Source organism: Microbacterium sp. ZW T5_45 (genome assembly GCF_044987415.1).
In the GTDB taxonomy this organism is placed as follows: Bacteria; Actinomycetota; Actinomycetes; order Actinomycetales; family Microbacteriaceae; genus Microbacterium.
The window spans coordinates 26447-51080 of record NZ_JBJDRJ010000011.1 but is presented as its reverse complement, the minus strand read 5'-3'; the positions used below and the strand labels follow the sequence as shown (position 1 = coordinate 51080).

Below are 24634 nucleotides of genomic sequence, written 5' to 3'. Positions count from 1 at the left end.
TGCTGTCTTTTGCCGGTGGTGTGCGAACCTAGGTAGTGCCGTCTGCGAGCGGTGCGAGACTGTGAAGGAATCCTGATGACGTCCGACTCCACGACCGAGTCCACCCCGCCGCTCAAAAGGCGTCGAGGCTTCCTGATCTTCCTTCGGGACGTGCTGGTGATCGTCCTGATCGCCGCGCTCGTGTCATTCGTGGTGAAGACGTTCGTGGTCCGATCGTTCTACATCCCCTCGGCCTCCATGGAGAAGACCCTCATGGTGAACGATCGGATCCTCGTCGATGAGCTCACGCCGCGGTGGACGGACTATCAGCGCGGCGATGTCGTCGTCTTCAAGGATCCGGGCGGGTGGCTGGACGCGCAGCCCCAGACCCCTGCCGGACCGCCCCTGGTTGAGGCCATCGACTGGATTCTGACCGTGGTCGGGATCTCGGCATCCGACTCCCAGGACCACCTGGTCAAGAGGATCATCGGGCTGCCGGGCGACCATGTCGTCTGCTGCAACGCGCTCGGCCAGGTCACGATCAACGGCGACCCGGTGGACGAGCTGTCGTATCTGAACCTGCCGGAGGGCGACACCGCGGCGTCGAACGATCCGTTCGACGTCGTCGTCCCCGAGGACTCGCTCTGGCTGCTCGGCGACAATCGGGACCGCTCGCGCGATTCGCGAGAGCATCAGGATCTGCCGAGTGGTGGGTTCGTGCCGATCGAGAACGTCGTCGGCAAGGCGTTCCTCACGACCTGGCCGTTCGACCGCTTCGGCACGATCGACGGTCACCACGACTCCTTCGCCGGCGTTCCGGACCCCGAATGACGGTCGTCTCTCCGACTCTCGCCCTCGAGCGGAAGCTCCTGCGCGAGTACGACCTCATCATCTCGCTCGATGAGGTGGGGAGAGGAGCACTCGCAGGTCCGGTCGCGGTCGGCGCCGCGGTCATGGATGCCTCGGGCGCACGCCGTCGCGTCCCCGAGGGGCTCCGCGACTCGAAGCTCGTCAGCGAGAAGCGGCGGCCTGAGGTGGCGGAGCGCGCCGCCTCGTGGGTCCAGGCATCCGGCGTCGGGTGGTCGACGGCAGCCGAGATCGATGAGATGGGGATCATGCGCGCGCTCGGTCTCGCCGCCTCCCGTGCGGTGCTCAGCGTGATCGATCAGGGCGTCCGCGTCGAGAATGCGCTCGTGCTGCTGGACGGCAATCACGACTACGTCTCGGCGATGCATCCCGACGCGCTGACGGTTCGACCACGGGTGAAAGCCGATCGCGACTGCGCCTCGGTGTCCGCGGCCTCGGTCATCGCGAAGGTCGCGAGGGATGGGCTCATGACCGATCTGCACGGCTCGCATCCCGACTATCAGTGGGATCGGAACAAGGGCTATGCGAGCCTCGAGCATCGTGCGGCGATCACGAGCCGGGGGCTCTCGCCGTATCATCGCTCGTCCTGGGCGATCGCAGCTGCACCGACGTTGTTCTGACGGCTCCGCCGACGGAGGCGTCAGCCAGGCGTCGCCGCCGACCATAGGATGGATTCATCATGGATGAGGAAGCATTCGACGACTACGACCGCGAGCTCGAGCTGGCGCTGTTCCGCGAGTATCGCGATGTCGTCGGTCAGTTCCAGTACGTCGTGGAGACCGAGCGTCGGTTCTATCTGGCCAACGACGTCAACGTGGTGCGACGCGACACCGAGCACGACTTCTACTTCGAGATCTCGATGTCGGACGTCTGGGTCTGGGACATCTACCGCGCGGATCGCTTCGTGAAGGCCGTACGCGTGCTCACGTTCAAGGACGTCAACATCGAGGAGCTCCAGCGGCGCGAGTTCGAATTGCCGCAGGAACTCTCACTCGACGGCGAGTAGTCGTCCACAGTCTCCCTTCGCGAGGAGTTGTTCCCGCTTCTGCGGGATGCCGCCTCCTGTCGTGATCCCGATCCCGGATGCCGGGGATGCTGTCGTCATGGCAGCGAAAGACATCCTCGGCAGGGCGGGCGAAGCTCGCGCAGCCCGCCATCTCGAGGAACGCGGGTACACGATCCTCGACCGCAACTGGCGATGCACGCAGGGCGAGCTCGACATCGTCGCAATCGATCACGGCGTGCTCGCGATCGTCGAGGTGAAGACACGACGCTCGGAGGCGTACGGTCACCCCTTCGAGGCAGTCGACGCGCGAAAACGACGTCGACTGTGGGGACTCGCCCATGCCTGGCTCGAGGCGCATCCCGACCTGCCGAGGGTCCGCGCAGTGCGCCTCGAAGCGATCGGGATCGTCGGTGATCCCGAGTCCGGCGCCCTCGAACACCTCAAGGATCTCTCATGACCACCGCCCGTACCTGGGCCGTGGCGATGACGGGTGTCGACGGGCATCTGGTCGAGGTGGAGGCGGATCTGTCGAACCAGACGCCGGAGTTCCGGATCATCGGTCTCCCGGACAAGTCGCTCGGCGAAGCCGTCCAGAGGGTGCACAATGCGTGCAAGAACTCCGGTCTCGAGCTTCCGCGGCGGCGGTTCACGGTGAATCTGTCGCCCGCGAGTCTTCCCAAGCAGGGGTCCGGCTTCGATCTGGCGATCGCGCTGTCAGCGTTGGCAGCGGGAGGGATGGTGCCGCGTCGTGCGATCGCGCACACCGTACTCGTCGGCGAGCTCGGACTCGACGGTCGCCTCCGTCCGGTCACCGGTGTGCTGCCGGCGGTCTTCGCGGCAGCACGGGCCGGGTTCGACGAGGTCGTGGTGCCCCACGCGAACGCCGATGAAGCGGCACTCGTCCCCGGTATCCGCGTGCAGGCGGCTGCGTCGCTCGCCGAAGTCGCGGCGTCGTTCGGCGCCGATGTCGAGGTTCCGCACCTGGAACCGGTGCCCTCACCCGTGCGTGCCGTGTCGGCCCGACCGGACCTCGATCTCGCGGATGTCGTCGGTCAGGACGATGTGGTCGATGCACTCGTCGCCGCAGCCGCGGGAGGCCACCATCTGCTCCTCAGCGGGCCTCCGGGGGCCGGCAAGACGATGCTGGCACGACGACTGCCCGGGATACTCCCGGAGCTGACAGCCGAGCACGCGCTCGAAGTCGCTTCGATCCGTTCGCTCTCGGGCGAGCCCGTCGCCGCCCTCGATCGCACGCCGCCACTGGAGGCTCCTCACCACAGTACGTCCGTGACGGCACTGGTGGGCGGAGGATCCCGGGTCGCTCGCCCTGGTGCGATCGTCCGAGCTCATCGTGGCGTGCTCTTCCTCGATGAGGCGGCAGAGTTCTCCCGGGTCGCCCTCGACTCCCTGCGTCAGCCGTTGGAATCGGGGTCGATCGACATCCAGCGCACCGGGTTCATCGCGCGCTTCCCTGCGCGCTTCCAGCTCGTGCTCGCGATGAACCCGTGTCCGTGCGGCAACTACGGAGTGCGCGGAGCGGAGTGCGTCTGCCCGTCACTCGCGATCCGCCGCTACGCGACACGGCTCTCGGGACCGCTGCGCGATCGGATCGACATCGAACTCCAGGTCGCCAGGGTGTCGGCCGCGCAGGCGACGTCCGCGGGGACGTCGCAGGTCGATTCCCGCACAGCCGCCCTGCGGGTCGCGGAGGCTCGAGAGCGCGCTGCCGCGCGACTGAGCGGTACGCCGTGGCGGGTCAACAGCGAGGTGCCGGGACCATGGCTGCGTCAGACGGCGCGAAGAGTGTCGGTGGATGCTCGACGCACGCTTGACCGGGCGCTCGAACGGGGCGCACTCACTCTGCGCGGGTACGACCGCGTGCTGCGGCTCGCCTGGACCATGGCGGACCTCGGGGGTGTGGACGCGCCGGGCGCCGACGAAGTCGGCAGGGCGCTCTATCTGAAGAAGGGGCGCGGCGCGTGATCGAAGAGCTGCGGCAGGACCACACCCTGCACGATGCGATCTCGGTGGTGCGTCGAGGAGGCGATGCGGGAGATTCCCTCGCGAGGATCGCATGGAATGTGATCACGGAGCCGGGCGACGGTGTGGCCGGGGCGCTCATCGAGGAGTTCGGCGCTGAGGTGGCACTCGGGATCGCGATGGGCGACGTTGCTGCCGTGTCGGCAACGTCCGTTCCCGCAACGTCCGTTTATGAGGTGTCCGACGTTCACGCCGTGCTGTCGTCGACGCCGGGTAGCGCTTCGAGGGCGTTGTCGGAGGCACGTGCGCGCTGGAGGCCTCGAGCGAGCCTCGGCGCGGTGCGCGACGCCGCGACCGCGGCGGCCGAGGTGGGAGCCCGCCTGCTGCTGCCTGAGGATGACGAATGGCCCCGCGCCGTCGATGATCTCGGCCTGCATGCCCCCGTCGCCCTGTGGGTGCGTGGTGAGGTCGGCCTGCTCGCGTGCGACCCTCGGGTGGCGATCGTGGGTGCGCGGGCGTCGAGCGGATACGGGGAGATGATCGCTGCTGAGTTCGCCGGTGATCTCGCCGCCTCCGGCGCAGTGGTCGTGTCGGGCGGTGCCTACGGGATCGACGGAGCGGCACATCGCGCGGCGCTGGGCGTCGGCGGTGCGACGATCGCGCTTCTCGCCGGGGGCGTCGACAGAGCGTATCCGCAAGGGCATCAGCAACTCCTTCGTGCCATCGCCGCATCCGGAGCGGTGGTGAGCGAGGTCCCGTGCGGCACGGCGCCGACGAAATGGCGGTTCCTCAGTCGGAACAGGATCATCGCCGCGCTGGGCGATGCGACGGTCGTCGTCGAGGCGGGGTGGCGCAGCGGGTCGCTCAACACGGCGGGCCACGCGGCTGCGCTGGGCCGGCCGCTGGGAGCCGTGCCGGGGCCGGTGACCTCCGCCGCGTCGGCAGGATGCCATCGGTTGCTGAGGGAGTACGACGCACGTTGCGTGACGACGGCGGCAGAGGTCAGAGAGCTCTGGGGGGACCTCGGTATCGCAGCGGATCCGCGGACGGTCGGTGATCCCGAGCAGACGCGGCTGCTCGACAGCTTGAGCAGCCGATCGCGGATCCCGGTCGCCGAGATCGCTCGCCGAAGCGGGCTGAGCATCGAGCGGGTCTCCTCCCTCCTCGGACTGCTCGATCTCGAGGGCCGGGTCGACCGGGCGGATGGCGGGTGGCGTCGAACCCCACCCGGGAGGATGTGAAGGGCTGCGTGGGCGGAGAGCGGATGCGGCAGCACGGGAGCATGAGGTGAGCCGTCGCTGAGTACTCGTGCGCGGGTGCCGCGGCGAGGCGGTGACCCTGCTGGCTCGGCACCCGGCATGCTGTTCTCATGCAGTTCGCCGATGCCGCTGACGAGTTCGTCGTGCACCTCGCGCAGGTGCGACGTCTGTCGCCGGCCACGGTGCGGGCGTACCGCTCCGACCTTGCGGATCTAGCTGCCTCTGCAGGCCCCGTGGACATCGGCGCGGTCGACCTGGAATCCCTGCGCGACTGGCTGTGGCGCGCCACGCAGCGCGGCGATGCGCGGTCGACTCTCGCCCGCCGAACGTCGGCCGCTCGCGCGTTCTTCGCATGGGCACAGGAACAGGGACTCATCGACCACGATCCCAGCCTTCGGCTGGTCGCTCCGAAACGGGGACGCACCCTCCCAACCGTGGCATCTCGCGACGCGATGACCGAACTCCTCGACGACCGTCGGACGGCAGCCCTCGGCGGCGACCCGATCGCCCTCCGCGATCACGCCCTTCTCGAACTGCTGTACGGTTCCGGCATCCGAGTCTCAGAGCTCTGCGGACTCGACATCGACGACCTCGAGCAGGAGCGCAGAACCGCGAGAGTCATGGGCAAGGGATCCAAGGAACGCGTGGTGCCGTACGGCGTCCCGGCGCGTGACGCGATCGCGGCCTACCTCGTTCGGGGGCGGCCCGTGCTCACCGCACGGTCGGAACGCGCGTCGGCCGCGGTGTTCCTCGGTCCCCGCGGGGGGAGGACCGGGCCCCGCGCCGTCTACGCGGTCGTCGCGGCCGCGCTCGCTCCCTATGTGGGCGCGGAGACGGTCGGGCCGCACGCGCTGAGACATTCCGCAGCGACGCATCTCCTCGACGGCGGTGCCGACCTGCGCGCCGTGCAGGAGATCCTCGGACACGCGAGTCTCGGCACGACGCAGATCTACACCCACGTGTCGGCGGAACGGCTCACCGCCACCTATCGATTGGCGCACCCTCGCGCCTAAGCGTCTCGAACGCCTCGCACCCCTCGATTGCGAGGCGTGCCGGCAGCGACGGGCAGCCCTCTGCTCCGCGTCGGAACTCGCCACGGCGGCAGAGCAGTCGATCGTCGAGCATCCGCCCGTTCACTTTGCCAGGTCAGATCGCGAATGTCGGGCGAGAAAGCGTGTTCTGAGCCGACAGTCGTCCCTTCGCCCGACATTCCGTACAGAGGCCCTCGCAGTTCCGGAGCGAGCGCAGCGAGCCGAAGTAGCGAAGGGTGCTCGACGACGGGTTGGGGCGAGAGCACCGACGTGTCGCCTGCTACGGCGGAGACATCACTCGCAGCACGGCAGCAGCACAGCGCGCGGGACGCCCCCGAACAGCAGCATCGGATTGATGTAGTCGCCGTCGAGACGCACGCCGATGTGGAGCGTTCCCGGCGCCGAGTGACCGCCGACGACGACCGAACCGATCTCCGCGCCCTGCGCGACGGCGTCTCCCGGTGACAGCGTGGAGACCATCGGCTCGAAGGTCGACACGTAGCCGCCCGGATGCTCGATCGTGAGGAGGGGCCTGTCCACGACGGTTCCGCTGAACGCGACGACGCCGTCAGCCGGGGCGCGGACGACGCCCGACTCAGGAGCGAGGATGTCGATCCCCCGATGACCCGCACCGTACGCGTGCGCCGGTGCCCGGAACGGGATCACGACATGCCGAGCTCCGGGGACGGGCCATGACCACTCATCCGCGTCCGCACGGGGAACCGCCTCAGCACCGCGCTCCGGTTCCACGACCGCGTTGGGCGCCGCTGCGTCCCACCACGCGGGGGCCGGCGTCGCGTGCACGACGGCGTGGGCGCCGCCCGCGAAGAGCCCGGTCAGGGCGATGGCGAGGAGCCGGCGAGGTGTGCGCATCGCCCCATGATGCTCGCCGCAACCCACTCGTGCGTCCGCGGCAGAGCGCCGGTGTCGGTGGTGGGGGAGTTCCCCGCCGATCCGCACGATGTGCACGACGGAACCGCGGCATTGATCCTGTATGCTGGTCGAGCACCTCGAAATCGAGGTGACTACGCGTGCCCTGAGCGACTTCGGTCGCGGCATCCACTCCCACAGGTCCTTCTTCCGAGAAGGCGGGCGTGTGCCGGGCACCAGGAAGTCCGATCGACGATCGGCGACAACCTCAACGGCGCTCCGCGCCAGAACAAGGAGACGACCATGGCTGTGGTCACCATCCGCCAGCTGCTCGACAGCGGCGTGCACTTCGGACACCAGACCCGTCGGTGGAACCCGAAGGTAAAGCGCTTCATCCTCACCGAGCGCAGCGGCATCCACATCATCGACCTCCAGCAGTCGCTCGGCTACATCGACAAGGCCTACGACTTCGTCAAGGAGACCGTCGCTCATGGCGGCACCATCCTCTTCGTCGGCACCAAGAAGCAGGCGCAGGAGATCCTCGCCGAGCAGGCGACCCGCGTCGGCCAGCCCTACGTCAACCAGCGCTGGCTCGGTGGACTCCTCACCAACTTCCAGACGATCGCCAAGCGTCTCGCCCGCATGAAGGAGCTCGAGGAGCTCGACTACGAGAACCCTGCGGCCTCCGGCTTCACCAAGAAGGAACTCCTTCTCAAGAAGCGTGAGCTCGACAAGCTGCACAAGTCGCTCGGCGGCATCCGCAACCTCACCAAGACGCCGTCCGCCCTCTGGGTCGTCGACGCCAAGCGTGAGCACCTCGCGATCGATGAGGCCAAGAAGCTCGGCATCCCCGTGATCGGCATCCTCGACACGAACGCCGACCCGGATGACTTCCAGTACCCGATCCCCGGCAACGATGACGCGATCCGCTCCGTCTCGCTGCTGACCCGCATCATCGCCGACGCCGCGGCCGAGGGCCTGCAGCAGAAGCACAACCCGGATGCCGGCGACGCCGAGCCGCTCGCCGAGTGGGAGCAGGAGCTCCTCGAGACCGGTTCCGCTGCCGAGGCGCCCGCCGAGACCGCTGAGGCGCCCGCCGCTGAGGCTGAGGCTCCGGCAGCCGAGGTCGAGGCTCCCGCAGCCGAGGCCGAGGTCGTCGAGGCTCCGGCCGCAGACGCCGACGCCAAGTAATCCGCGATACCACGCACACACATCTACGAAGCAAGGAGCCACCACACATGGCCAACTTCACCATCGCTGACCTCAAGGCGCTGCGTGAGCAGCTCGGCACGGGAATGGTCGACACCAAGAAGGCGCTCGAGGAGGCCGACGGAGACGTCGAGAAGGCCACCGAGATCCTGCGCCTGAAGGGTGCGAAGGGCAACGCCAAGCGCGCCGACCGTTCGACCAGCGAGGGACTCGTCGTCGCCCGCGAGCAGGAGGGCGCAGTGACGCTCATCGAGCTCGCCTGCGAGACCGACTTCGTCGCGAAGAACGAGCGTTTCATCGCGCTCGCCGACAAGGTCGCCGACGCCGTCGCCGCCGTGAAGGCCGACTCGGTCGAGGCGGCTCTGGCCGCTCCGGCGGGCGACAAGAACGTCGAGACGGTCATCTCGGAAGAGGCCGCCATCATCGGCGAGAAGGTCGAGCTGCGCCAGGTCCGCACCGTGACCGGCGACAAGGTCGAGGTCTACCTCCACCGCACCAGCAAGGACCTGCCGCCGCAGATCGGTGTCGTCGTCGCCTACTCGGGTGACGACGCGGAGACCGCTCGCAGCATCGCGCAGCACATCTCGTTCGCGAACCCGTCGTTCCTGTCCCGCGAGGACGTCCCGGCTGACGCCGTGGAGAAGGAGCGCGAGATCGTGACCGAGATCTCCCGCAACGAGGGCAAGCCGGAGGCGGCTCTGCCCAAGATCGTCGAGGGTCGCGTCTCCGCGTTCATCAAGCAGGTCGCACTGCTCGAGCAGGACTACGCGAAGGACAACAAGCTCTCCGTCGCCCAGGTCGCGAAGGACGCCGGCATCACGGTGACCGACTTCGCGCGCTTCAAGGTCGGCGCGTAGCACAGTCGAAGGGGTTCGGATCGTCTCGATCCGAACCCCTTCTTCATGCCCACGAGGCACTATCTTGAATCGGGATGAGAGGACAACACCCATGACCGAACGCACCGGACGCCGCCGCGTCCTTCTCAAACTCTCCGGCGAGGCCTTCGGGGCCGGTCAGCTCGGTGTCAACCCTGACGTCGTCAGCCAGATCGCCCGCGACATCGCCGCGGCCGTCGACCGCGTCGAGGTTGCGATCGTCGTCGGTGGCGGTAACTTCTTCCGCGGTGCCGAGCTCAGCCAGCGGGGCATGGACCGGGGCCGCGCCGACTACATGGGCATGCTGGGCACCGTGATGAACGCCCTCGCGCTGCAGGACTTCCTCGAGCAGGCCGGAGCTCCCACCCGCGTGCAGTCCGCGATCTCGATGACCCAGGTCGCCGAGCCCTACATCCCGCTCCGCGCCGAACGGCACATGGAGAAGGGGCGCGTCGTGATCTTCGGCGCCGGCGCGGGCCTGCCGTACTTCTCGACCGACACCGTCGCCGCGCAGCGCGCACTCGAGATCGGCGCGCAGGAGGTCCTGGTCGCCAAGAACGGCGTCGACGCCATCTACACCGCCGATCCGAACAAGCACGCGGATGCTGAGCGCATCGACCGCGTGACCTACCGTGAAGCACTCCAGCGGGGCCTGAAAGTCGTCGATTCGACCGCATTCAGTCTGTGCATGGACAACAACATGGACATGCGCGTGTTCGGCATGGAGCCTGCAGGCAACGTCACCAGGGCGCTGCTCGGCGAGCCCATCGGAACTCTCGTCACCGCCTGAGCGCCTCCCGGGGCGCACAGGGTGCGCCCGATAGAATTTCAGAACACCCCGACGATAGGAGCCACCGTGATCGCGGACGTCCTCGCTGACACCACCTCTCGAATGACGCGCGCCGTCGAATCCGCGAAGGAGGACTTCGCCACGGTGCGGACCGGTCGCGCGAACCCGCAGATGTTCCAGAAGGTCCTGGTGGACTACTACGGCACGCCGACGCCCCTCGCTCAGCTCGCCTCTCTCGCCAACCCCGAGGCGCGTTCGCTCGTGATCACGCCCTACGACAAGTCGGCGCTCAAGGCGATCGAGCAGGCCATCCGCGACATGCCGAATCTCGGCGCCAACCCGACCAACGACGGCAACATCGTCCGTGTGACGATGCCGGAACTGACCGCGGATCGTCGCAAGGAGTACGTGAAGCTCGTGAAGTCGAAGGGTGAGGACGCGAAGGTCCACGTCCGCGGCATCCGTCGCAAGGCCAAGGATGAGCTCGACGCGCTCAAGAGCGAACTCGGCGAAGACGAGATCGCGCGGGGTGAGAAGGAGCTCGACGCCCTCACGCGCCAGCACGTCGACCTGATCGACGACGCTCTGAAGCGCAAAGAGGCCGAGCTCCTCGAGGTCTGATCGGCGATGTCCGACGAACCGCGCGACGGCGCATCCGCCTCGCGGCGCGGACGCGGGGACTCACCGACCCCTGCAGCCGGAGTCCCGCTCGATGACAGCGCCTTCCCTGGTTTCGATGAAGCAGCAGTCCCGCCGCGCCCGCCGCTGCCTGCGGATCGACGCGAGGGAGACCCGCTCGACACAGCCGACCACACGGCCATCCGTGATCAGTGGCGGGCGGCGCGGGACGAGTTCGGATCGCACGTGTCGCATGCGCGGGAGCAGCTCGATCAGGCGAACGAGCGGATCAAGCAGCGCAACGAGCGGATCAAGCAGCGTACAGGCCGTGACCTCATCCTCGCGATCGGCATCGGCGTCGCTTTCGGTGCCGCTCTACTCGCGTCCCTGCTCTTCGACAAGGTCTACTTCGTTCCGCTCGCTCTCGCTGCAGCGCTGCTCGGGGTGTACGAGCTAACGCTCGCGCTGCGCGGCGCCGCACGTCGTGTCGATCTCGTCCCACAGCTGATCGCCACGGCTCTCGTCGTCGTCACCGCGTACTTCGTCGAGCCGTGGCTGGTCTGGGTGCTGGTCTTCGTCGCGGTCGTTTTCGTGGTCGTCTGCCGTCTCATCGGACAGATGGCGGCCAGAGACGGACGCACATACGGCGATGTGCTCGAGGATGCCGTCGCCGGCGGACTCGTCCAGGTCTACGTGCCGTTCCTGGCGGCCGTCGCGCTCATCCTGCTCCGGCAGGAAGGCGGGCAGTGGTGGGTCCTCGGTTTCATCGCGATCGCGGTGGCGGCGGACACCGGCGCGTACGCCTCGGGGCTCGCGTTCGGCCGACACCCCATGGCGCCGCGCATCAGCCCCAAGAAGACCTGGGAGGGCTTCGCCGGCGCTGCGGTCGCCTCGATCGCCGCCGGTGTCCTCCTGGCGATCTTCCTGTTGGAGATCCCATGGTGGTGGGGAGCCGTGTTCGGCGTGGTCATCCATCTCACAGCCACGCTCGGTGATCTCGCCGAGTCGATGCTCAAGCGTGACATCGGGATCAAGGACATGAGTTCCTTCCTTCCGGGCCATGGCGGGCTTCTCGACCGCCTCGACAGCATCCTGCCGTCGACGGTCCCGGCGCTGTGCCTCTACTTCCTTCTCTCTCCCTGGGTGGTGCTGTGATGACGTCCGACGATTCGCTCGAGGTCCGCGAGGCGGAGGCGCCGCCGGCGTTCTCCTTGACGACCGGTCGCACTCGCGGATACCACCGCACCGCCGTGGACACCTTTCTGGCCGGAGCCCGAGCGGCTTTCGAGGGCGACGGAGAGATCTCCGCCGCTGAGGTGCGAGTCGCATCGTTCCCGCTCGTCAAGGGCGGCTATGCGGTGGGCGAGGTGGACGCCGCGCTCGGCCGCGTCGAGGACGCCCTCGCCGCGAGGGAGCGGGAGCAGGCCGTGCGCTCCGGGGGAGCGGGAGCGTGGGTGGAACAGGCCCGCGCCGAAGCGCAGGAGATCCTCGATCACCTGGCCCGTCGTCGGCGTCATCGCTTCGCACGCTCGGGCATGCTCACGTTCGGCTACCGTATCGACGAGGTCGATCATGTGTCGACGCGGATCGTCCGCTACCTCCGCGACGGCGAACCGCTCACCGCGGAGCAGCTGCGTTCCGCGGCGTTCCGGATGCAGCGCGGGGGGTATCGGGAAGAACAGGTCGATGCTCTCCTGGACGCGACGATCGACGTGATCCTGGCTGTTCGCTGAACGTTCTCACTGCCGATCCAGCGAAGCGCGGTACACTCGCACACATCGTGAACTCCCGAAAAGACATGATCTCCGACAGCACAGACGTCTCCGCCGTTCCTGCCGCGCGCCCGCGGACAGGCACGCGCAATCGTCGTGCAGCCGGAGTGATCGCATCTCTCGCGGTGATCGGATTCGCCGGCGCTCTGGTCGCTCCCACCGGGGTGGCTCTGGCGGAGCCGCCGGTCGCGGCGTCTCCCGAGTCCGCTTTCTCCCTGGCCCTCGGCGAGACGCAGAACCTCACGGTCACGGCAGAGGGTGCCACGATCGCGCCGATCGAACGAGGCTCCTTCACGGTGTACGTGACACCGACGCCGACGCCGACTCCCACTCCGACCGCGACGACGAAGACCAAGAGCGGCGACGGCGGCGGGAACGAGAACACGTCGACCCCGCTGTTCTACACCGGCGGCGGCGCTCCCGCCGAATGGATGGCTGCCGCCGGCATCGCGGAGTCGGACTGGGGCTACGTCGACTACATCGTCTCGCGCGAGAGCAGTTGGAACCCGAACGCGACCAACAAATCCTCCGGCGCGTGCGGTCTCGTGCAGGCGCTTCCGTGCAGCAAGGTTCCGGGCAACGGGTACGACCCGATCGACAACCTGCGCTGGGCGACGGGATACGCGACGGGGCGCTACGGCAGCTGGGCCGGAGCACACGCTTTCTGGACCAAGAACCACTGGTGGTGACGCGACAGCATGGCCCGTTCGCGTCGACGCCGTCAGGCGCGCCCTGAGCACGACGACTCGATCGAACGGCTCCTGTCGTCGTGGAAGCGCACTGAGGTGAGGCGCGGCGTCGAGTGGACCGTGCAACCGATCTCCGGTGCGCAGGCGCAGAAGACGTACATCTGTCCCGGATGCGGTCGCGGTGTGGAACCGGGGACCGCGCACCTCGTCGCCTGGAGGGCCGATGGAGTCCTCGGCGACGCGGCGGATCTCGCCGCGCGCCGACATTGGCACACCCACTGCTGGAGGATCGCATGACCATCGAGATCCGTGGCCCGATCGAGTTGCCCGCGCGCCGGGAGCAGATCGAGCTGAAGACCGCCGACGATCTCACGCTCGTCGGCGAGCTTGCGCTGCCCGAGGCGAGCGATCCGGTCGCGACGCTCGTGACGCTGCATCCGCTGCCCACGGCGGGCGGGTTCATGGACTCGCACATCCTGCGCAAGGCGGCGGCCCGTCTGCCCGCCCTCGCGGATCTCGCCGTGCTCCGCTTCAACACGCGCGGCACGACGTCGCCTCGCGGCACGAGCGACGGCGCATTCGACGGCGGTGCCGCCGAGCAGTTCGACGTCGCTGCCGCCGTCGACTTCGTCAAGGACCGTGGCCTGCCCAGGCCGTGGCTGCTCGGATGGTCGTTCGGGACCGAACTGGCGTTGAAATACGGTCGCGATCATGAGGTGGAGGGGATCATCCTGCTCTCGCCGCCCCTGCATCGCGCGACACCGGAGGAGGTCGCCGCGTGGCGGTCGTCGGACAAGCAGGTGGTGATCCTGGTCCCCGAGCTGGACGACTATCTGCGGCCGCCCGAGGCCGCCGAGCGCTTCTCCGCGATCCCGCACGCTGTGCTCATCCCCGTCGATGGAGGGAAGCACCTCTGGGTGGGGGAGAGCCAGACGCGGCGCGTGCTCACCGAGGTGGTGGCCGCCGTCAACCCCGCGGCGCTGCCCCTCCCGACGCAGTGGCCCGCGGACTGACGAGCCTCGCCCTCACATCTCGTTCATCCGGGGGATGATCACCTGCCGGTAGATGATCAGGATGCTCGCCGCCACGGGGATGGCGATCAGGGCTCCGAGCAGGCCGAGCAGAGCTCCACCAGCGAGAGCGGCCACGACCACCACTGCTCCCGGCACGGACACCGCACGGCTCATGATCCGCGGGGAGATCACATAGGCCTCGATCTGCATGTAGATGAGGTAGTAGATCCCCGCAGCGATCGCGGTCGCTGGCGATCCCAGGCCGGGGATGAGGCAGGCGAGCACGATGATCGTCGAGCCCGTCAGCGTGCCGACGAGCGGGATCAGTGAGAAGAAGAACGCGACGACGGCGAGGACTGCGGGGAACGGTGCACGGATGATCGACAGGAAGATCATGCTGAGAACGCCGTTGATGATGCCCTGGGTGACCTGTCCCATGACGTAGTAGCCGACGGAGTCTGTGATCTGGTCCGCGAGGTCGATGAACCGCTCCCGCTTCGATGCGGGAGCCAGCTGGTAGACGGCGCGCTTCAGCGATGGGGTCGACGCTGTGAGGTAGATCGTGAGGATCAGCACGATGAAGGCGCCGAAGAGGCCTGCCAGCAGGGCACCGCTCGCACTCAGGACGCCCTGTCCGATCGACCCGCCGATCTCGGCGAGATTCGTGTTCAGCCAGTTCTCCACGTACGCGAACACGGTGTCGACCTGGAGGTTGGGGAAGGTCTCCGTCATCCACTCCTTGAGGTCGTCGATGAGGGTTCCTCGTTGCACGATCGCCGTGATCTGCGCGATCAGCTGGGAGATCTGGTCGACGAGCACCGGCAGCACGATCAGCACGATCCCCGCGAAGATGCCGAGGACTCCGAGGATCGTGACGAGGACGGCGAGCCAGCGGGGGAGCCGTCGGCGCTCGAGGAATGACACCAGCGGGTCGAGTCCGAGACTGAGGAAGAGCGCGGTGCCGACGTACAGCAGGATGGTCGACAGGCTCTGCAGACTCCCGATGAGCATGATGCCCAGGCCCACGCCGAGCGTCGCCACGAGGGCGGTGCGGAACGGGTTGTGAATCTTCATGGAGCTCCTCCCAGAGGCGGCGCGGTCGGCGCCGGATCTGCTGAGGCAAGGCTATCGATCGGATGGCGGTGCCTCGTTCCGACGTGCCGGATCCGGCTGCCGTGTCCCCGCTCGTGGGCAACGTACAGGTGCTTTCGCTAGTCTGAAATGTCGAGTGTTGCGCGCTGGATGCGGTCCGGTGCGCGTGAGGAGACTATTCGTGCGTTTCGTATGGGCCGTCGTGGCCTTCGTCGTGGCCATGGGGTTGATCGGTGCGGGCATCGCTCAGCGCACCATCTTCCAGGGGCCGGATCACCAGACGGCGGCGGTGGAGATCGATCAGCCGGCGCCGTTCATCGTCATCGACTCCGACGTGCTCCGCGCCCACCCCGGTGCGCGCCTCCTCTTCGCCGGCGAGGGCGACATCTTCGCCGCGAACGGCCGGACGGCCGATATGGAGGCATGGCTGTCCGACAGCACGTACAACCACCTGTCGGTGGGCGATGACGGAGGGTTCGACGTCGAGTTCGTCGAGCCCCGTGTCGACGACGCCGACAGCGCCACGGATGGGGACGACACCTCAGCGACGCCGGAGCCGACAGAGACACCGGCCGAAGGTCAGGGCACGGATGAGACCGACGGAGCAGACAGCGCCGATGCCACCGAGACCGCGAACACGGATGGTCGCAGCCCCGTCGGCTCCGATCTCTGGCTCGAGACCTTCACCGGCACCGACAGCCTCGAGACCAAGAGCGCGCTCCCTGACGGTGTGAGCATGCTCGTCGCCTACGACGGCACCACCGACGCGCCGACGGACATCACGGTGACGTGGCCCCTGGACACCTCCACCCCTGCCGCGGGCCCGCTGGTCGCCAGCGGTGTGCTCGTGCTCATCGTGGGTCTCGTCCTCTACGTCCTCGCGATCCGTCATCAGCGCCGTGGTCGTGGACCTCGCCGAAAGGGGCCCGGTCCGCTCCCGGTCACCGAGCCCATCGACGTCGCGGCTCTGCCGCCCGCCGAGCGCGAGGCTCTTGACGCTCCTGCCGATGCCGACGCGTCTGAGGAGCCGAAGACCCCCCGCGAGACCGGACGCGCCGAGGGCACGTCCGAGCGACGCGCCGTCCGGACTCCGCGACGCCGTTGGATCGCCGTTCCCGCCCTCGCGCTCACGGCGGTGCTCGCCGCCGGCTGCTCGGCCGACTCCTGGCCGCAGCTGGACGCGGCCTCCCCGACCCCTTCGCCGACTCCGACGGTGATCGCACCCGAGAACCAGAAGCCGCCGGCGGTCACAGAGGGGCAGGCGAAGCTGATCCTCGAGAAGATCTCCTCGACGCTCGCCGACGCCGACGCCTCGATGGACATCGAACTCGCGAAGACGCGGCTGGAAGGCGCCGCTCTCGCCGCCCGTTCGACCGAGTACGCGCTCCGCACGGCCATCCCCGAGACGGCCGTGCCCGCCGCCATCCCGACAGACGACGTCGAGGTGGTCCTTCCCGAGGCGACCGACCGCTGGCCGCGCACCGTGCTCATGCTCTCGCAGAGCTCCGGAGACGACACGGTTCCCCCCGTCATCCTCACGATGACGCAGCAGGACCCCTGGTCCGACTACAAGATCTCGAACATCGCCGAGATGTCCGCGGACGTCGTTCTGCCCGAGGTCGTCGCGCCGTGGTTGGGCACATCGCTGGTGCCCGATGACTCCGCGTTCCTCACCATCGCGCCTGGGGAGCTCGCAGACGCCTTCGCCGACGTCGTCGACTCGGGGGAGCAGAGCACGTCGTACAGCGCGTTCGACGAGCTGTCCCAGTCCTTCGCGACGTCGATCCGAGACAGTCGCCAGTCCCTTGTCCAGAACCTCATCGACAAGGGGGCGCAGGAGACGGCGAAGACCGCCTTCGACATGACGGCGTCCGACGAGGCACCGGTGTCGCTCGCGACGCTCGACAGCGGGGCGATCGTCGCCGTGTCCCTCATCGAGTCCCAGACGATCACGCCCGCCTCCGAGGACGTCTCGATCCGCTTCGGCGATGACCCCAAGGTCAAGGCCCTCACGGGCGTGACGGAGTCCTCGAAGGGCATCATCGAGCGCTACGGGTTCCAGTTGTTCTTCGCCGTGCCCGCGCAGGGCGATACCGAGCCGATCCGGCTCCTCGCATTCCGTCAAGACCTTCTCTCCGCCGAGGTGATCCAGTGAGTGAGATCTCCGCCGCCGCGCTCCGCGGTGCCGTTGACCTGTCCACCCTTCGCAACCGTCCCGCAGCGTCCGCGCCCGCCGGAGCTGCTCCGGTCGACACAGGCTCGGGCCTCTCCGATGTCGTGGTCGACGCCACCGACGAGACGTTCGGGCAGATCCTCGAGATCTCGCGCACGGTCCCGGTCGTGGTCGACCTGTGGGCGGAGTGGTGCGGCCCGTGCAAGCAGCTCAGCCCGATCATCGAGAAGGTGACGCGTGAGCTCGAGGGCCGCGTGCTCCTGGCCAAGGTCGACGTCGATGCCAACCCGCAGCTCGCCCAGGGCTTCCGCGCGCAGTCGATCCCGATGGTGGTCGCGCTGATCGCCGGACAGCCGGTCCCGATGTTCACGGGTGCGGTGCCGGAGCAGCAGGTGCGTGAGGTCTTCGCGCAGCTGCTGCAGGTCGCCGCCCAGAACGGCGTCACGGGAACCCTCGCGATCGAGGGTGCGTCCGAGACGCCCGAGGCGCCGGAGGAGCCCCCTCTGCCCCCGCTGCACGCCGAGGCGTTCACCGCGATCGAGCGAGGCGACTATGCGGCAGCCATCGTCGCGTACGAGAAGGCCCTCGCGGAGAACCCGCGCGATGAGGACGCGCGTGCCGGTCTCGGACAGGTCCGTCTGCTCGACCGGGTGCAGTCGCTCGATCTGCAGGCGGCTCGCGCTGCAGCTGCGGCCGCGCCGCTCGACGTGCAGGCGCAGTTCGACGTCGCCGATCTGGACCTCGCCGGCGGTCACGTCGACGACGCCTTCGGTCGTCTCCTCGATCTGTTCGCGCAACTGCCGTCCGACGAGCGCGCACCGGTGCGGGAGCGTCTCGTCGAGCTCTTCGGCCTCATCGGCGTGGCGGACCCCCGTGTGGCCGCCGCCCGTAACCGCCTGACGTCGCTGCTGTTCTGAGCACGCGATGCGATACGACGCGAGCCCCGGTCATCCGACCGGGGCTCGCGTCGTATCAAGGCGGTCAGCCCTTCGTGACCGTCGGAACGTGCGGTTCCCGCTGATGCCGCAGCCAGATCGTCGACAACGCCGGCAGCGTGAGCGTGGCGGACGGATGCGATCCGTCTTCGGACGTCGCGACCACCAGGCCCATGTTCCCGGATCCTCGTCCGCCGAAAGCCGCAGCGTCGGTGTTCAGGATCTCGGTCCAGACCCCGTCTTCGGGCAGGTCGAGTCGATAGCCGCTGCGTTCCACGCCTGCGAAGTTGCTGATGACGACGATGCGGCCTCCGTGTGCGTCGCGTCGCTCGAACGCGACGACGGTCGGGTCCCAGGACGGTGCACCGAGGCGGGAGAAGCATGAGCCGTCGCCGTCACGCTCCCAGAGCGGAGCCTGCGCCCGGTACGTGCGGTTCAGCTCGCCGACGAAATCACGGAGTTGCGCGTGCGAGGGCTGATCGAGCAGCCACCAGTCCAGCTCCCGCGACTCGGACCACTCCGCGATCTGACCGAACTCCTGGCCCATGAACAGCAGCTTCTTGCCGGGGTGACCCCACATGTAGGCGAGGTAGGCGCGGACGTTCGCGAGCTTGTGCCAGTGATCGCCCGGCATCTTCGCCAGCAGACTGCCCTTCCCGTGCACGACCTCATCGTGGCTGATCGGCAGCAGATAGTTCTCGCCGAACGCGTAGACGAACGAGAAGGTCATCTCGCCCTCGTGGTGGGAACGGTACATCGGGTCGCGCTCGATGTACTGCAGCGAATCGTTCATCCAGCCCATGTTCCACTTGAACCCGAAGCCGAGTCCCGCATGGTCGGTGGGCGCGGTCACGCCGGGGAACGCCGTCGACTCCTCGGCGATCATCAGGACGCCGGGGTGCAGACGGTAGGCGGTCGCATTCACCTCCTGCAGGAACCGGATGGCCTCGAGGTTCTCGCGGCCTCCGTGGATGTTCGGCTCCCACTCGCCGGCGTTGCGCGAGTAGTCGAGGTAGAGCATCGAGGCGACCGCATCCACGCGGAGTCCGTCGACGTGGAACTCGCTCAGCCAGAACAGCGCATTCGCGACGAGGAACCCGCGGACCTCGGAGCGACCGTAGTCGAAGATGAGTGTGCCCCAGTCCTGGTGCTCGCCTCTGCGCGGGTCCGGGTGCTCGTAGAGGGCCTGACCGTCGAACTTCGCCAATGCGAAGGCATCCTTGGGGAAGTGCCCGGGTACCCAGTCCATGATCACGCCGATGCCCGCCTGGTGCAGACGATCGATGAGATAGCGCAGGTCGTCGGGAGAGCCGAACCGGCTGGTCGCGGCGTAGTAGCCCGACACCTGGTAGCCCCAGGACCCGCCGAACGGGTGCTCGGCGAGCGGCATGAACTCCACGTGCGTGAACCCCGCGGCCGTCACGTGTTCGATGAGCGGATCCGCGATGTCGCGATACCCCAGCCCTCCGCGCCACGAGCCGAGATGGACCTCGTACACCGACAGCGGCTGCGCGACCGCGTGCGTCGCCGCCCGGCGCGTCATCCATGCGCCGTCAGACCAGGTGTGGGTCGATTCGGCGACCACCGACGCGGTCTCGGGCGGCACCTGGGCGGCCTGGGCCATCGGATCGGCCTTGAAGATCCAGGCCCCGGAGCGGGTGCGGATCTCGTACTTGTACTGGGCGCCGACGTCGAGCCCGGGGATGAAGAGCTCCCAGATTCCGCTCACACCCATCGAACGCATGGCGTGCGACTCGCCGTTCCAGCCGTTGTGGTCGCCGACGACCCGCACCGCGGTCGCATTCGGTGCCCAGACCGCGAAGCTCACACCGCTGTCACCGTCGAGCGTGCGTGGATGGGCCCCCAGGACCGTCCAGAGTCGCTCGTGCCGGCCTTCCGCGATCAGGTGCAGGTCGAGCTCGCCGAGGGTCGGGAGATGGCGGTACGGATCACCGAGGACGGTCTCGTCGTCGTCGCCGTACGCCGTCGCCACCCGGTACGCGACCGGGGCGCCGTCGTGCCGGCCTTCCCAGATGCCGTGCGCCACGTGCTCCAGGGCGAGGCGAGTGCCGTCGGCGAAGACCGCCTCGACCGTGCGTGCGAGCGGACGGCGGACCCGCACGATGGTCGCGGTGCGCCCCGCGGCATCCGCGTACGGGTGCGTGCCCAGTACGGAATGCGGATCGTGATGCGATGCGGATGCGACCGCGGCCCAGTCAGCCGACGCCGTCACGTCCTCGAGATAGCTCATGAGCCCGTCCTCACCTTCAGGATGTGCACCGGCTCGCTGAAGGCGTCCAGTCGCACGTAGTTGTGGTCCGTCCACGTCCAGACGGCACCGGTGATGAGGTCCTCGACCTCGAAGCTGTCTCCCGGCGCGACACCCCAGATGGTGGTGTCCAGGTGCACGGTGGTCTCGCGCACGGAGTGCGGGTCGACGTTGGCCACGACGACGATCGTGTCGGACGTGCCGGTGCCGGTGAACGCGGCATCCAGATGCTTGCTGTAGACGAGCACGGCGTCGTCATCGCTCCAGTGCGCGGAGAAGTTGCGCAGCTGACCGAGCGCGGGGTGCTCCCGTCGGATGCTGTTCAGGCGGCGCAGCAGCGGGGCGAGCGAGTCGCCCGCCGCCTCTGCCGCGTCCCAGTCGCGGAGCTTGTATTCGTACTTCTCGTTGTCGATGTTCTCTTCTGAGCCGGGCCGTGCCACGTTCTCGAACAGCTCGTAGCCGGCGTAGACCCCGTACACGGGGCCGGCCGTCGCGGCGATGCAGGCGCGGATCTTGTATGCCGCTCGGCCGCCGAACTGCAGGTACTCCGTGAGGATGTCGTGCGTGTTCACGAAGAGGTTCGGACGCATGTAGTCGCTGGTCTCGTGCGAGATCGATGTGAGGAACTCCTCGAGCTCCTCCTTCGTGTTCCGCCACGTGAAGTAGCTGTAGCTCTGCTGGAATCCCACGGCCGCGAGCGCGCGCATGACCGCGGGCCGAGTGAATGCCTCGGCGAGGAAGATCACGTCGGGATCGGCGGCGTTCACGGTCGCGATGAGCCACTCCCAGAACTGCAGGGGCTTGGTGTGCGGGTTGTCTACGCGGAAGATCTTCACGCCCTGGGAGACCCAGTGCTGCACGACGCGCAGCATCTCCTGGTAGCTCCCCGCCGGGTCGTTGTCGAAGTTCAGCGGATAGATGTCCTGGTACTTCTTCGGGGGGTTCTCCGCGTAGGCGATCGAGCCGTCGGGAAGCGTGGTGAACCACTCGGGGTGCTCGTGCACCCAGGGGTGGTCCGGTGAGGCCTGGAGAGCGAGGTCGAGGGCGACTTCGAGGCCCTCCTCCTGCGCGGCGCGGACGAAGGCGCGGAAGTCGGCGGGCTTGCCGAGGTCGGGATGGATCGCGTCATGACCGCCCTCGGCGGCACCGATCGCATACGGGGAACCGGGGTCGCCCGGCTCGGTGGTGAGAGTGTTGTTGCGTCCCTTGCGGTTCGTCGTGCCGATCGGATGGATCGGCACGAGGTAGATCACGTCGAAGCCCATGGCGGCGACCGCGGGAAGCCTCTTGGCCGCCGTGCGGAACGTGCCGCTCTTGATGCTGCCGTCCTTCAGGCGCTTCGCGCCCTCGGACCGCGGGAAGAACTCGTACCACGCGCCGACGCCTGCGGCTCGCCGCTCGACGAGAAGAGCACGGGCGTCGTCGCCGGACGGCAGACTCGCGAGGGGACGGTCGTGGAAGATGCGGGCGAGCTCGGGGTCGATGGATGCGGCGAAAGCGCGCGCGCCGTCCTGATCCTCGCGCAGAGCGGATGCGGCGGCGCGAAGCGTCTTGCGCTCGGCTGCCGGGCGGTCCTTCTCGGCCGCGGCTCGGGCGAGCAGATCTGCGCCGAGGGCTGCCATCACGTCGACGTCCACGCCGGCCGGGATCTTCAGCTCTGCGGCATGCGCCCACGTGGCGAAGTCGTCGGCGAAGCTCTCGAACCGGAACGACCAGGTGCCCTGCACGTCGAGAGCGATCTCCGCCGCCCAGGTGTCGGTTCCGTCGAGGAGCGGGCGGAGCCGGTGCAGCGTCTCGGATCCGTCGGGGGCGGTCAGCCGCAGCTGGACACCGATGATGTCATGCCCTTCCCGGAACGAGACGACGCGGAACGGGACGACCTCGCCGACGACCGCCTTGGGGACGAATCCCCCGGGGACGTGAGGATGCGGGTCGAGCAGCGGGATCCGCGCGGTGCGAAGCCCTTCGGGGGTCGGCGCCGGGTCCGCGAGCGGACGCGACGGGATCTGGGCGGGGCTCCGGAGAGCCGTGGGTCGAGTACTCACGCGTGCTGCCACACCCCGAATGTACCGCTAGCGACTCTCGTGGTGCGACGCCGTCCCCTGGCGCGCCGTCACGGGGTCACTCGACCCGGAACAGCCGCATGGAGGTGCCTGGTGTGGGCAGGACATCGCCCGGGAGGAAGACCTCTCCGCCATCGCCGGGGCGCTCATCGGCACTCGACCAGAGTGAGACGAAGCGGGTCGCGCCCTCCAGGGCCTCGGGCAGGGTGACGTCGATGGGGGACTCGGTGCCGTGGACGATCAGGAGGATGCGATTGGGCGCCTCGATGTCAGGGGTCGACGCGGCGACGTACTGCAGGGTGCGATTTCCGGGGTCGGACCACCGCTCGCTGTCCATGGTCTCGCCGTTCTGATCGAACCAGTCCATGACGCTCGCGTTGGGGATGTGCTCGCCGAGGCGGGCGTACTTGCTCGGGCGCAGAGCCGGGTTCTCCTGACGCAGTCGGATCAGTCGGGCGACGTGCTGCCGCAGGTCCTCCTGCCACGGCTCGTGATCCCAGGTCAGCCAGGTGAGGGCGGAGTCCTGCGCGTAGGCGTTGTTGTTGCCGCGCTGCGTGCGCCCGACCTCATCGCCGGCGGTCATCATGGGGATGCCGGCCGACAGCAGAAGGGTCCCGAGCAGGTTCCGCATGGCCTTGCGCCGGGTGGCGATGATGGACGGATCGTCCGTGGCGCCCTCGACGCCGTGATTGAACGCACGGTTCGTGTCGGCGCCGTCGCGGTTCTGTTCGCCGTTCGCCTCGTTGTGCTTGACGTCGTAGGACACGAGGTCGTGCAGCGTGAACCCGTCGTGAGCCGTGACGAAGTTGATGCTCGCGAGCGGCCCGCGTTCATCGGTGAAGGTGTTCGACGAGCCGGCCAGACGGGTCGCGAATCCGCCGATGCCCACCGGCGCCGATGCACGGCGGGCGTAGTCGATGTCGCTCAACCAGAAGTTCCGCACGCGGTCGCGGTAGCGATCGTTCCACTCGTGCCAGCCGGCGGGGAAGTTGCCGGTCTGCCATCCGCCGAGTCCGACATCCCACGGCTCGGCGATCAGCTTGACGTCCTTGAGGATCGGGTCCTCGGAGATAGCCGTGAGCAGCGGATGCTCCGGGGTGTAGGTGTGCGCGGCGTCGCGGGCGATCGCCGTGGCGAGGTCGAAGCGGAAGCCGTCGATCTGCATCTCGTCTGCCCAGTACCGCAGCGAGTCCAGCACGAGTCGCGCTGCGGCATCCGTCGACGTGTTCAGCGTGTTCCCGCATCCGGTGGTGTCGATGTACGCGCCGTTCGCATCCTGTCGGTAGTAGCTCGCGTTATCGATGCCACGGAGGCTGGACCGCGGCCCGCCGATGCCTTCCTCGGAGGTGTGGTTGTAGACGACGTCGAGGATGACCTCGAGACCCGCCTCGTGCAGGAGACGGACCATGCCCTTGAACTCCGCGAGCACGGCCTCGGGGCCGCGCTTGCGGGCGTCCTCCGTGGCGTAGGCGTTGTGCGGGGTGAAGAAGTTGAGGGTGTTGTATCCCCAGTAGTTGGTGAGGCCCCGCTCGAGCAGGCGGGGCTCCGGCACGAACGCGTGCACCGGGAGCAGCTCGATCGAGGTGATGCCGAGTTCCCGGAAGTACGCGATCATCGCCGGGTGCGCGAGACCCGCGTACGTCCCGTGCAGTGCTGGAGGCACATCGGGATGACGCTTCGTGAGACCCTTCAGATGCCCCTCGTAGATCACGGTGCGGTCGAGGGGGATGCGCGGCTTCTGCGCACCGCCCCAGTCGAATCCGTCGGCGATGACGACCGAGCGCCATTCCTCATAGCCGTCGCCCTGCGCGAGTCCGCGGGCGTAGGGGTCGAGAAGCAGGGTCTCCGGGTTGAAGGTGTTTCCGGGGCCATGCGGACCGCCGACGCGGAGGGCGTAGCGGGTGCCCGGCTGGAGGAGCGGCGTCGTGACCTGCCACAGGCCGCCAGGGAGACGCTCGAGGTCTGCGGTGTCGACGGCCCAGTCCAGGTCGGTCGCGTCGAAGACCACCAGTTCGATGGACGATGCATTCTGCGACCAGACGCGCAGAGTGCCGACGCCGTCATGAAGGCGCACACCGAGGTCGTCGAGGGCGGAGCCTCCGGGAACGGTGATGTCTCGAATCGCGGGCATGAGTAACACACTA

23 protein-coding genes are annotated in these 24634 nt (G+C 68.1%); 18 read left to right on the top strand and 5 right to left on the bottom strand.

Features of this window, described 5'->3' with window-relative positions:
* The first annotated feature begins 75 nt into the window (after nucleotides 1-75).
* The 7 genes from lepB to ACI3KS_RS07830 all read left to right on the top strand — a co-directional run bounded on the left by lepB (nucleotide 76) and on the right by ACI3KS_RS07830 (nucleotide 6104).
* Nucleotides 76-810 carry a signal peptidase I gene (lepB, locus tag ACI3KS_RS07860; RefSeq protein ID WP_404916948.1) on the top strand — a complete coding sequence of 245 codons (735 nt, stop codon included), beginning with the start codon at nucleotides 76-78 and terminating at the stop codon, nucleotides 808-810.
* Nucleotides 807-1466, top strand: a complete 660-nt coding sequence (locus ACI3KS_RS07855) for a ribonuclease HII (RefSeq protein ID WP_404916946.1) — start codon at nucleotides 807-809, stop codon at nucleotides 1464-1466. The genes lepB and ACI3KS_RS07855 overlap by 4 nt, the downstream gene beginning before the upstream one ends.
* Nucleotides 1467-1525: 59 nt before the next feature.
* Nucleotides 1526-1852, top strand: a complete 327-nt coding sequence (locus tag ACI3KS_RS07850) for a DUF2469 family protein (protein WP_404916944.1) — start codon at nucleotides 1526-1528, stop codon at nucleotides 1850-1852.
* A 97-nt stretch (nucleotides 1853-1949) separates the two neighbouring features.
* Entirely contained in the window at nucleotides 1950-2309 is a 360-nt protein-coding gene (locus ACI3KS_RS07845; protein ID WP_404916942.1) for a YraN family protein, read from the top strand.
* On the top strand, nucleotides 2306-3835 hold the full coding sequence (locus tag ACI3KS_RS07840; protein WP_404916940.1) for a YifB family Mg chelatase-like AAA ATPase: 1530 nt from the start codon (nucleotides 2306-2308) through the stop codon (nucleotides 3833-3835). Before ACI3KS_RS07845 ends, ACI3KS_RS07840 begins: the two co-directional genes overlap by 4 nt.
* On the top strand, nucleotides 3832-5073 hold the full coding sequence (gene dprA, locus ACI3KS_RS07835) for a DNA-processing protein DprA (protein WP_404916938.1): 1242 nt from the start codon (nucleotides 3832-3834) through the stop codon (nucleotides 5071-5073). Before ACI3KS_RS07840 ends, dprA begins: the two co-directional genes overlap by 4 nt.
* Nucleotides 5074-5201: 128 nt before the next feature.
* Nucleotides 5202-6104 carry a tyrosine recombinase XerC gene (locus tag ACI3KS_RS07830; RefSeq protein WP_404916936.1) on the top strand — a complete coding sequence of 301 codons (903 nt, stop codon included), beginning with the start codon at nucleotides 5202-5204 and terminating at the stop codon, nucleotides 6102-6104.
* A gap of 312 nt (nucleotides 6105-6416) precedes the next feature.
* Here the strand turns inward: ACI3KS_RS07830 and ACI3KS_RS07825 are convergent, their stop codons facing one another.
* Nucleotides 6417-6995, bottom strand: a complete 579-nt coding sequence (locus tag ACI3KS_RS07825) for a murein hydrolase activator EnvC family protein (protein WP_404916934.1) — start codon at nucleotides 6993-6995, stop codon at nucleotides 6417-6419.
* A 300-nt stretch (nucleotides 6996-7295) separates the two neighbouring features.
* Between ACI3KS_RS07825 and rpsB the strand changes: the two genes are divergently transcribed.
* The 9 genes from rpsB to ACI3KS_RS07780 all read left to right on the top strand — a co-directional run bounded on the left by rpsB (nucleotide 7296) and on the right by ACI3KS_RS07780 (nucleotide 13958).
* Entirely contained in the window at nucleotides 7296-8183 is an 888-nt protein-coding gene (gene rpsB / locus ACI3KS_RS07820) for a 30S ribosomal protein S2 (RefSeq protein WP_404916932.1), read from the top strand.
* Between the two features lie 47 nt (nucleotides 8184-8230).
* Nucleotides 8231-9058 (top strand): translation elongation factor Ts, encoded by an 828-nt coding sequence (gene tsf, locus ACI3KS_RS07815; protein WP_404916930.1) that lies wholly within the window; start codon nucleotides 8231-8233, stop codon nucleotides 9056-9058.
* A 91-nt stretch (nucleotides 9059-9149) separates the two neighbouring features.
* Nucleotides 9150-9866 carry a UMP kinase gene (gene pyrH, locus ACI3KS_RS07810; RefSeq protein ID WP_404916928.1) on the top strand — a complete coding sequence of 239 codons (717 nt, stop codon included), beginning with the start codon at nucleotides 9150-9152 and terminating at the stop codon, nucleotides 9864-9866.
* A gap of 66 nt (nucleotides 9867-9932) precedes the next feature.
* The gene (gene frr / locus ACI3KS_RS07805) at nucleotides 9933-10487 is read left to right on the top strand and encodes a ribosome recycling factor (RefSeq protein ID WP_404916926.1); all 555 of its coding nucleotides are present in this window, start codon (nucleotides 9933-9935) and stop codon (nucleotides 10485-10487) included.
* A gap of 6 nt (nucleotides 10488-10493) precedes the next feature.
* Nucleotides 10494-11639: a phosphatidate cytidylyltransferase gene (locus tag ACI3KS_RS07800; RefSeq protein ID WP_404916924.1), complete on the top strand. Its 1146-nt coding sequence runs from the start codon at nucleotides 10494-10496 to the stop codon at nucleotides 11637-11639.
* Nucleotides 11639-12217: a DivIVA domain-containing protein gene (locus ACI3KS_RS07795; protein WP_404916922.1), complete on the top strand. Its 579-nt coding sequence runs from the start codon at nucleotides 11639-11641 to the stop codon at nucleotides 12215-12217. Before ACI3KS_RS07800 ends, ACI3KS_RS07795 begins: the two co-directional genes overlap by 1 nt.
* Before the next feature lie 47 nt (nucleotides 12218-12264).
* Entirely contained in the window at nucleotides 12265-12945 is a 681-nt protein-coding gene (locus tag ACI3KS_RS07790) for a transglycosylase SLT domain-containing protein (protein ID WP_404916920.1), read from the top strand.
* A gap of 9 nt (nucleotides 12946-12954) precedes the next feature.
* A complete protein-coding gene (locus tag ACI3KS_RS07785) occupies nucleotides 12955-13242 on the top strand; it encodes a hypothetical protein (RefSeq protein ID WP_404916918.1) in 288 nt (95 codons plus the stop codon).
* Nucleotides 13239-13958 (top strand): alpha/beta hydrolase, encoded by a 720-nt coding sequence (locus ACI3KS_RS07780; RefSeq protein ID WP_404916916.1) that lies wholly within the window; start codon nucleotides 13239-13241, stop codon nucleotides 13956-13958. The genes ACI3KS_RS07785 and ACI3KS_RS07780 overlap by 4 nt, the downstream gene beginning before the upstream one ends.
* Nucleotides 13959-13970: 12 nt before the next feature.
* Here ACI3KS_RS07780 and ACI3KS_RS07775 read toward each other — a convergent pair whose 3' ends face one another.
* Nucleotides 13971-15032 (bottom strand): AI-2E family transporter, encoded by a 1062-nt coding sequence (locus tag ACI3KS_RS07775; protein ID WP_404916914.1) that lies wholly within the window; start codon nucleotides 15030-15032, stop codon nucleotides 13971-13973.
* 199 nt (nucleotides 15033-15231) lie between these two features.
* Here ACI3KS_RS07775 and ACI3KS_RS07770 point away from each other — a divergent pair, with 199 nt between their 5' ends.
* Entirely contained in the window at nucleotides 15232-17205 is a 1974-nt protein-coding gene (locus ACI3KS_RS07770) for a glycosyl transferase (RefSeq protein WP_404916912.1), read from the top strand.
* Nucleotides 17202-18140, top strand: a complete 939-nt coding sequence (locus ACI3KS_RS07765) for a tetratricopeptide repeat protein (RefSeq protein ID WP_404916910.1) — start codon at nucleotides 17202-17204, stop codon at nucleotides 18138-18140. Before ACI3KS_RS07770 ends, ACI3KS_RS07765 begins: the two co-directional genes overlap by 4 nt.
* Nucleotides 18141-18204: 64 nt before the next feature.
* Here ACI3KS_RS07765 and glgB read toward each other — a convergent pair whose 3' ends face one another.
* The 3 genes from glgB to glgX form a co-directional block, all read right to left on the bottom strand.
* Nucleotides 18205-20409 (bottom strand): 1,4-alpha-glucan branching protein GlgB, encoded by a 2205-nt coding sequence (gene glgB, locus ACI3KS_RS07760; protein WP_404916908.1) that lies wholly within the window; start codon nucleotides 20407-20409, stop codon nucleotides 18205-18207.
* Nucleotides 20406-22472, bottom strand: coding sequence for an alpha-1,4-glucan--maltose-1-phosphate maltosyltransferase (locus ACI3KS_RS07755; RefSeq protein WP_404916906.1), 2067 nt, complete (start codon nucleotides 22470-22472; stop codon nucleotides 20406-20408). The genes glgB and ACI3KS_RS07755 overlap by 4 nt, the downstream gene beginning before the upstream one ends.
* A gap of 76 nt (nucleotides 22473-22548) precedes the next feature.
* Nucleotides 22549-24621, bottom strand: a complete 2073-nt coding sequence (glgX, locus tag ACI3KS_RS07750) for a glycogen debranching protein GlgX (RefSeq protein WP_404916904.1) — start codon at nucleotides 24619-24621, stop codon at nucleotides 22549-22551.
* Nucleotides 24622-24634: the final 13 nt, after the last annotated feature.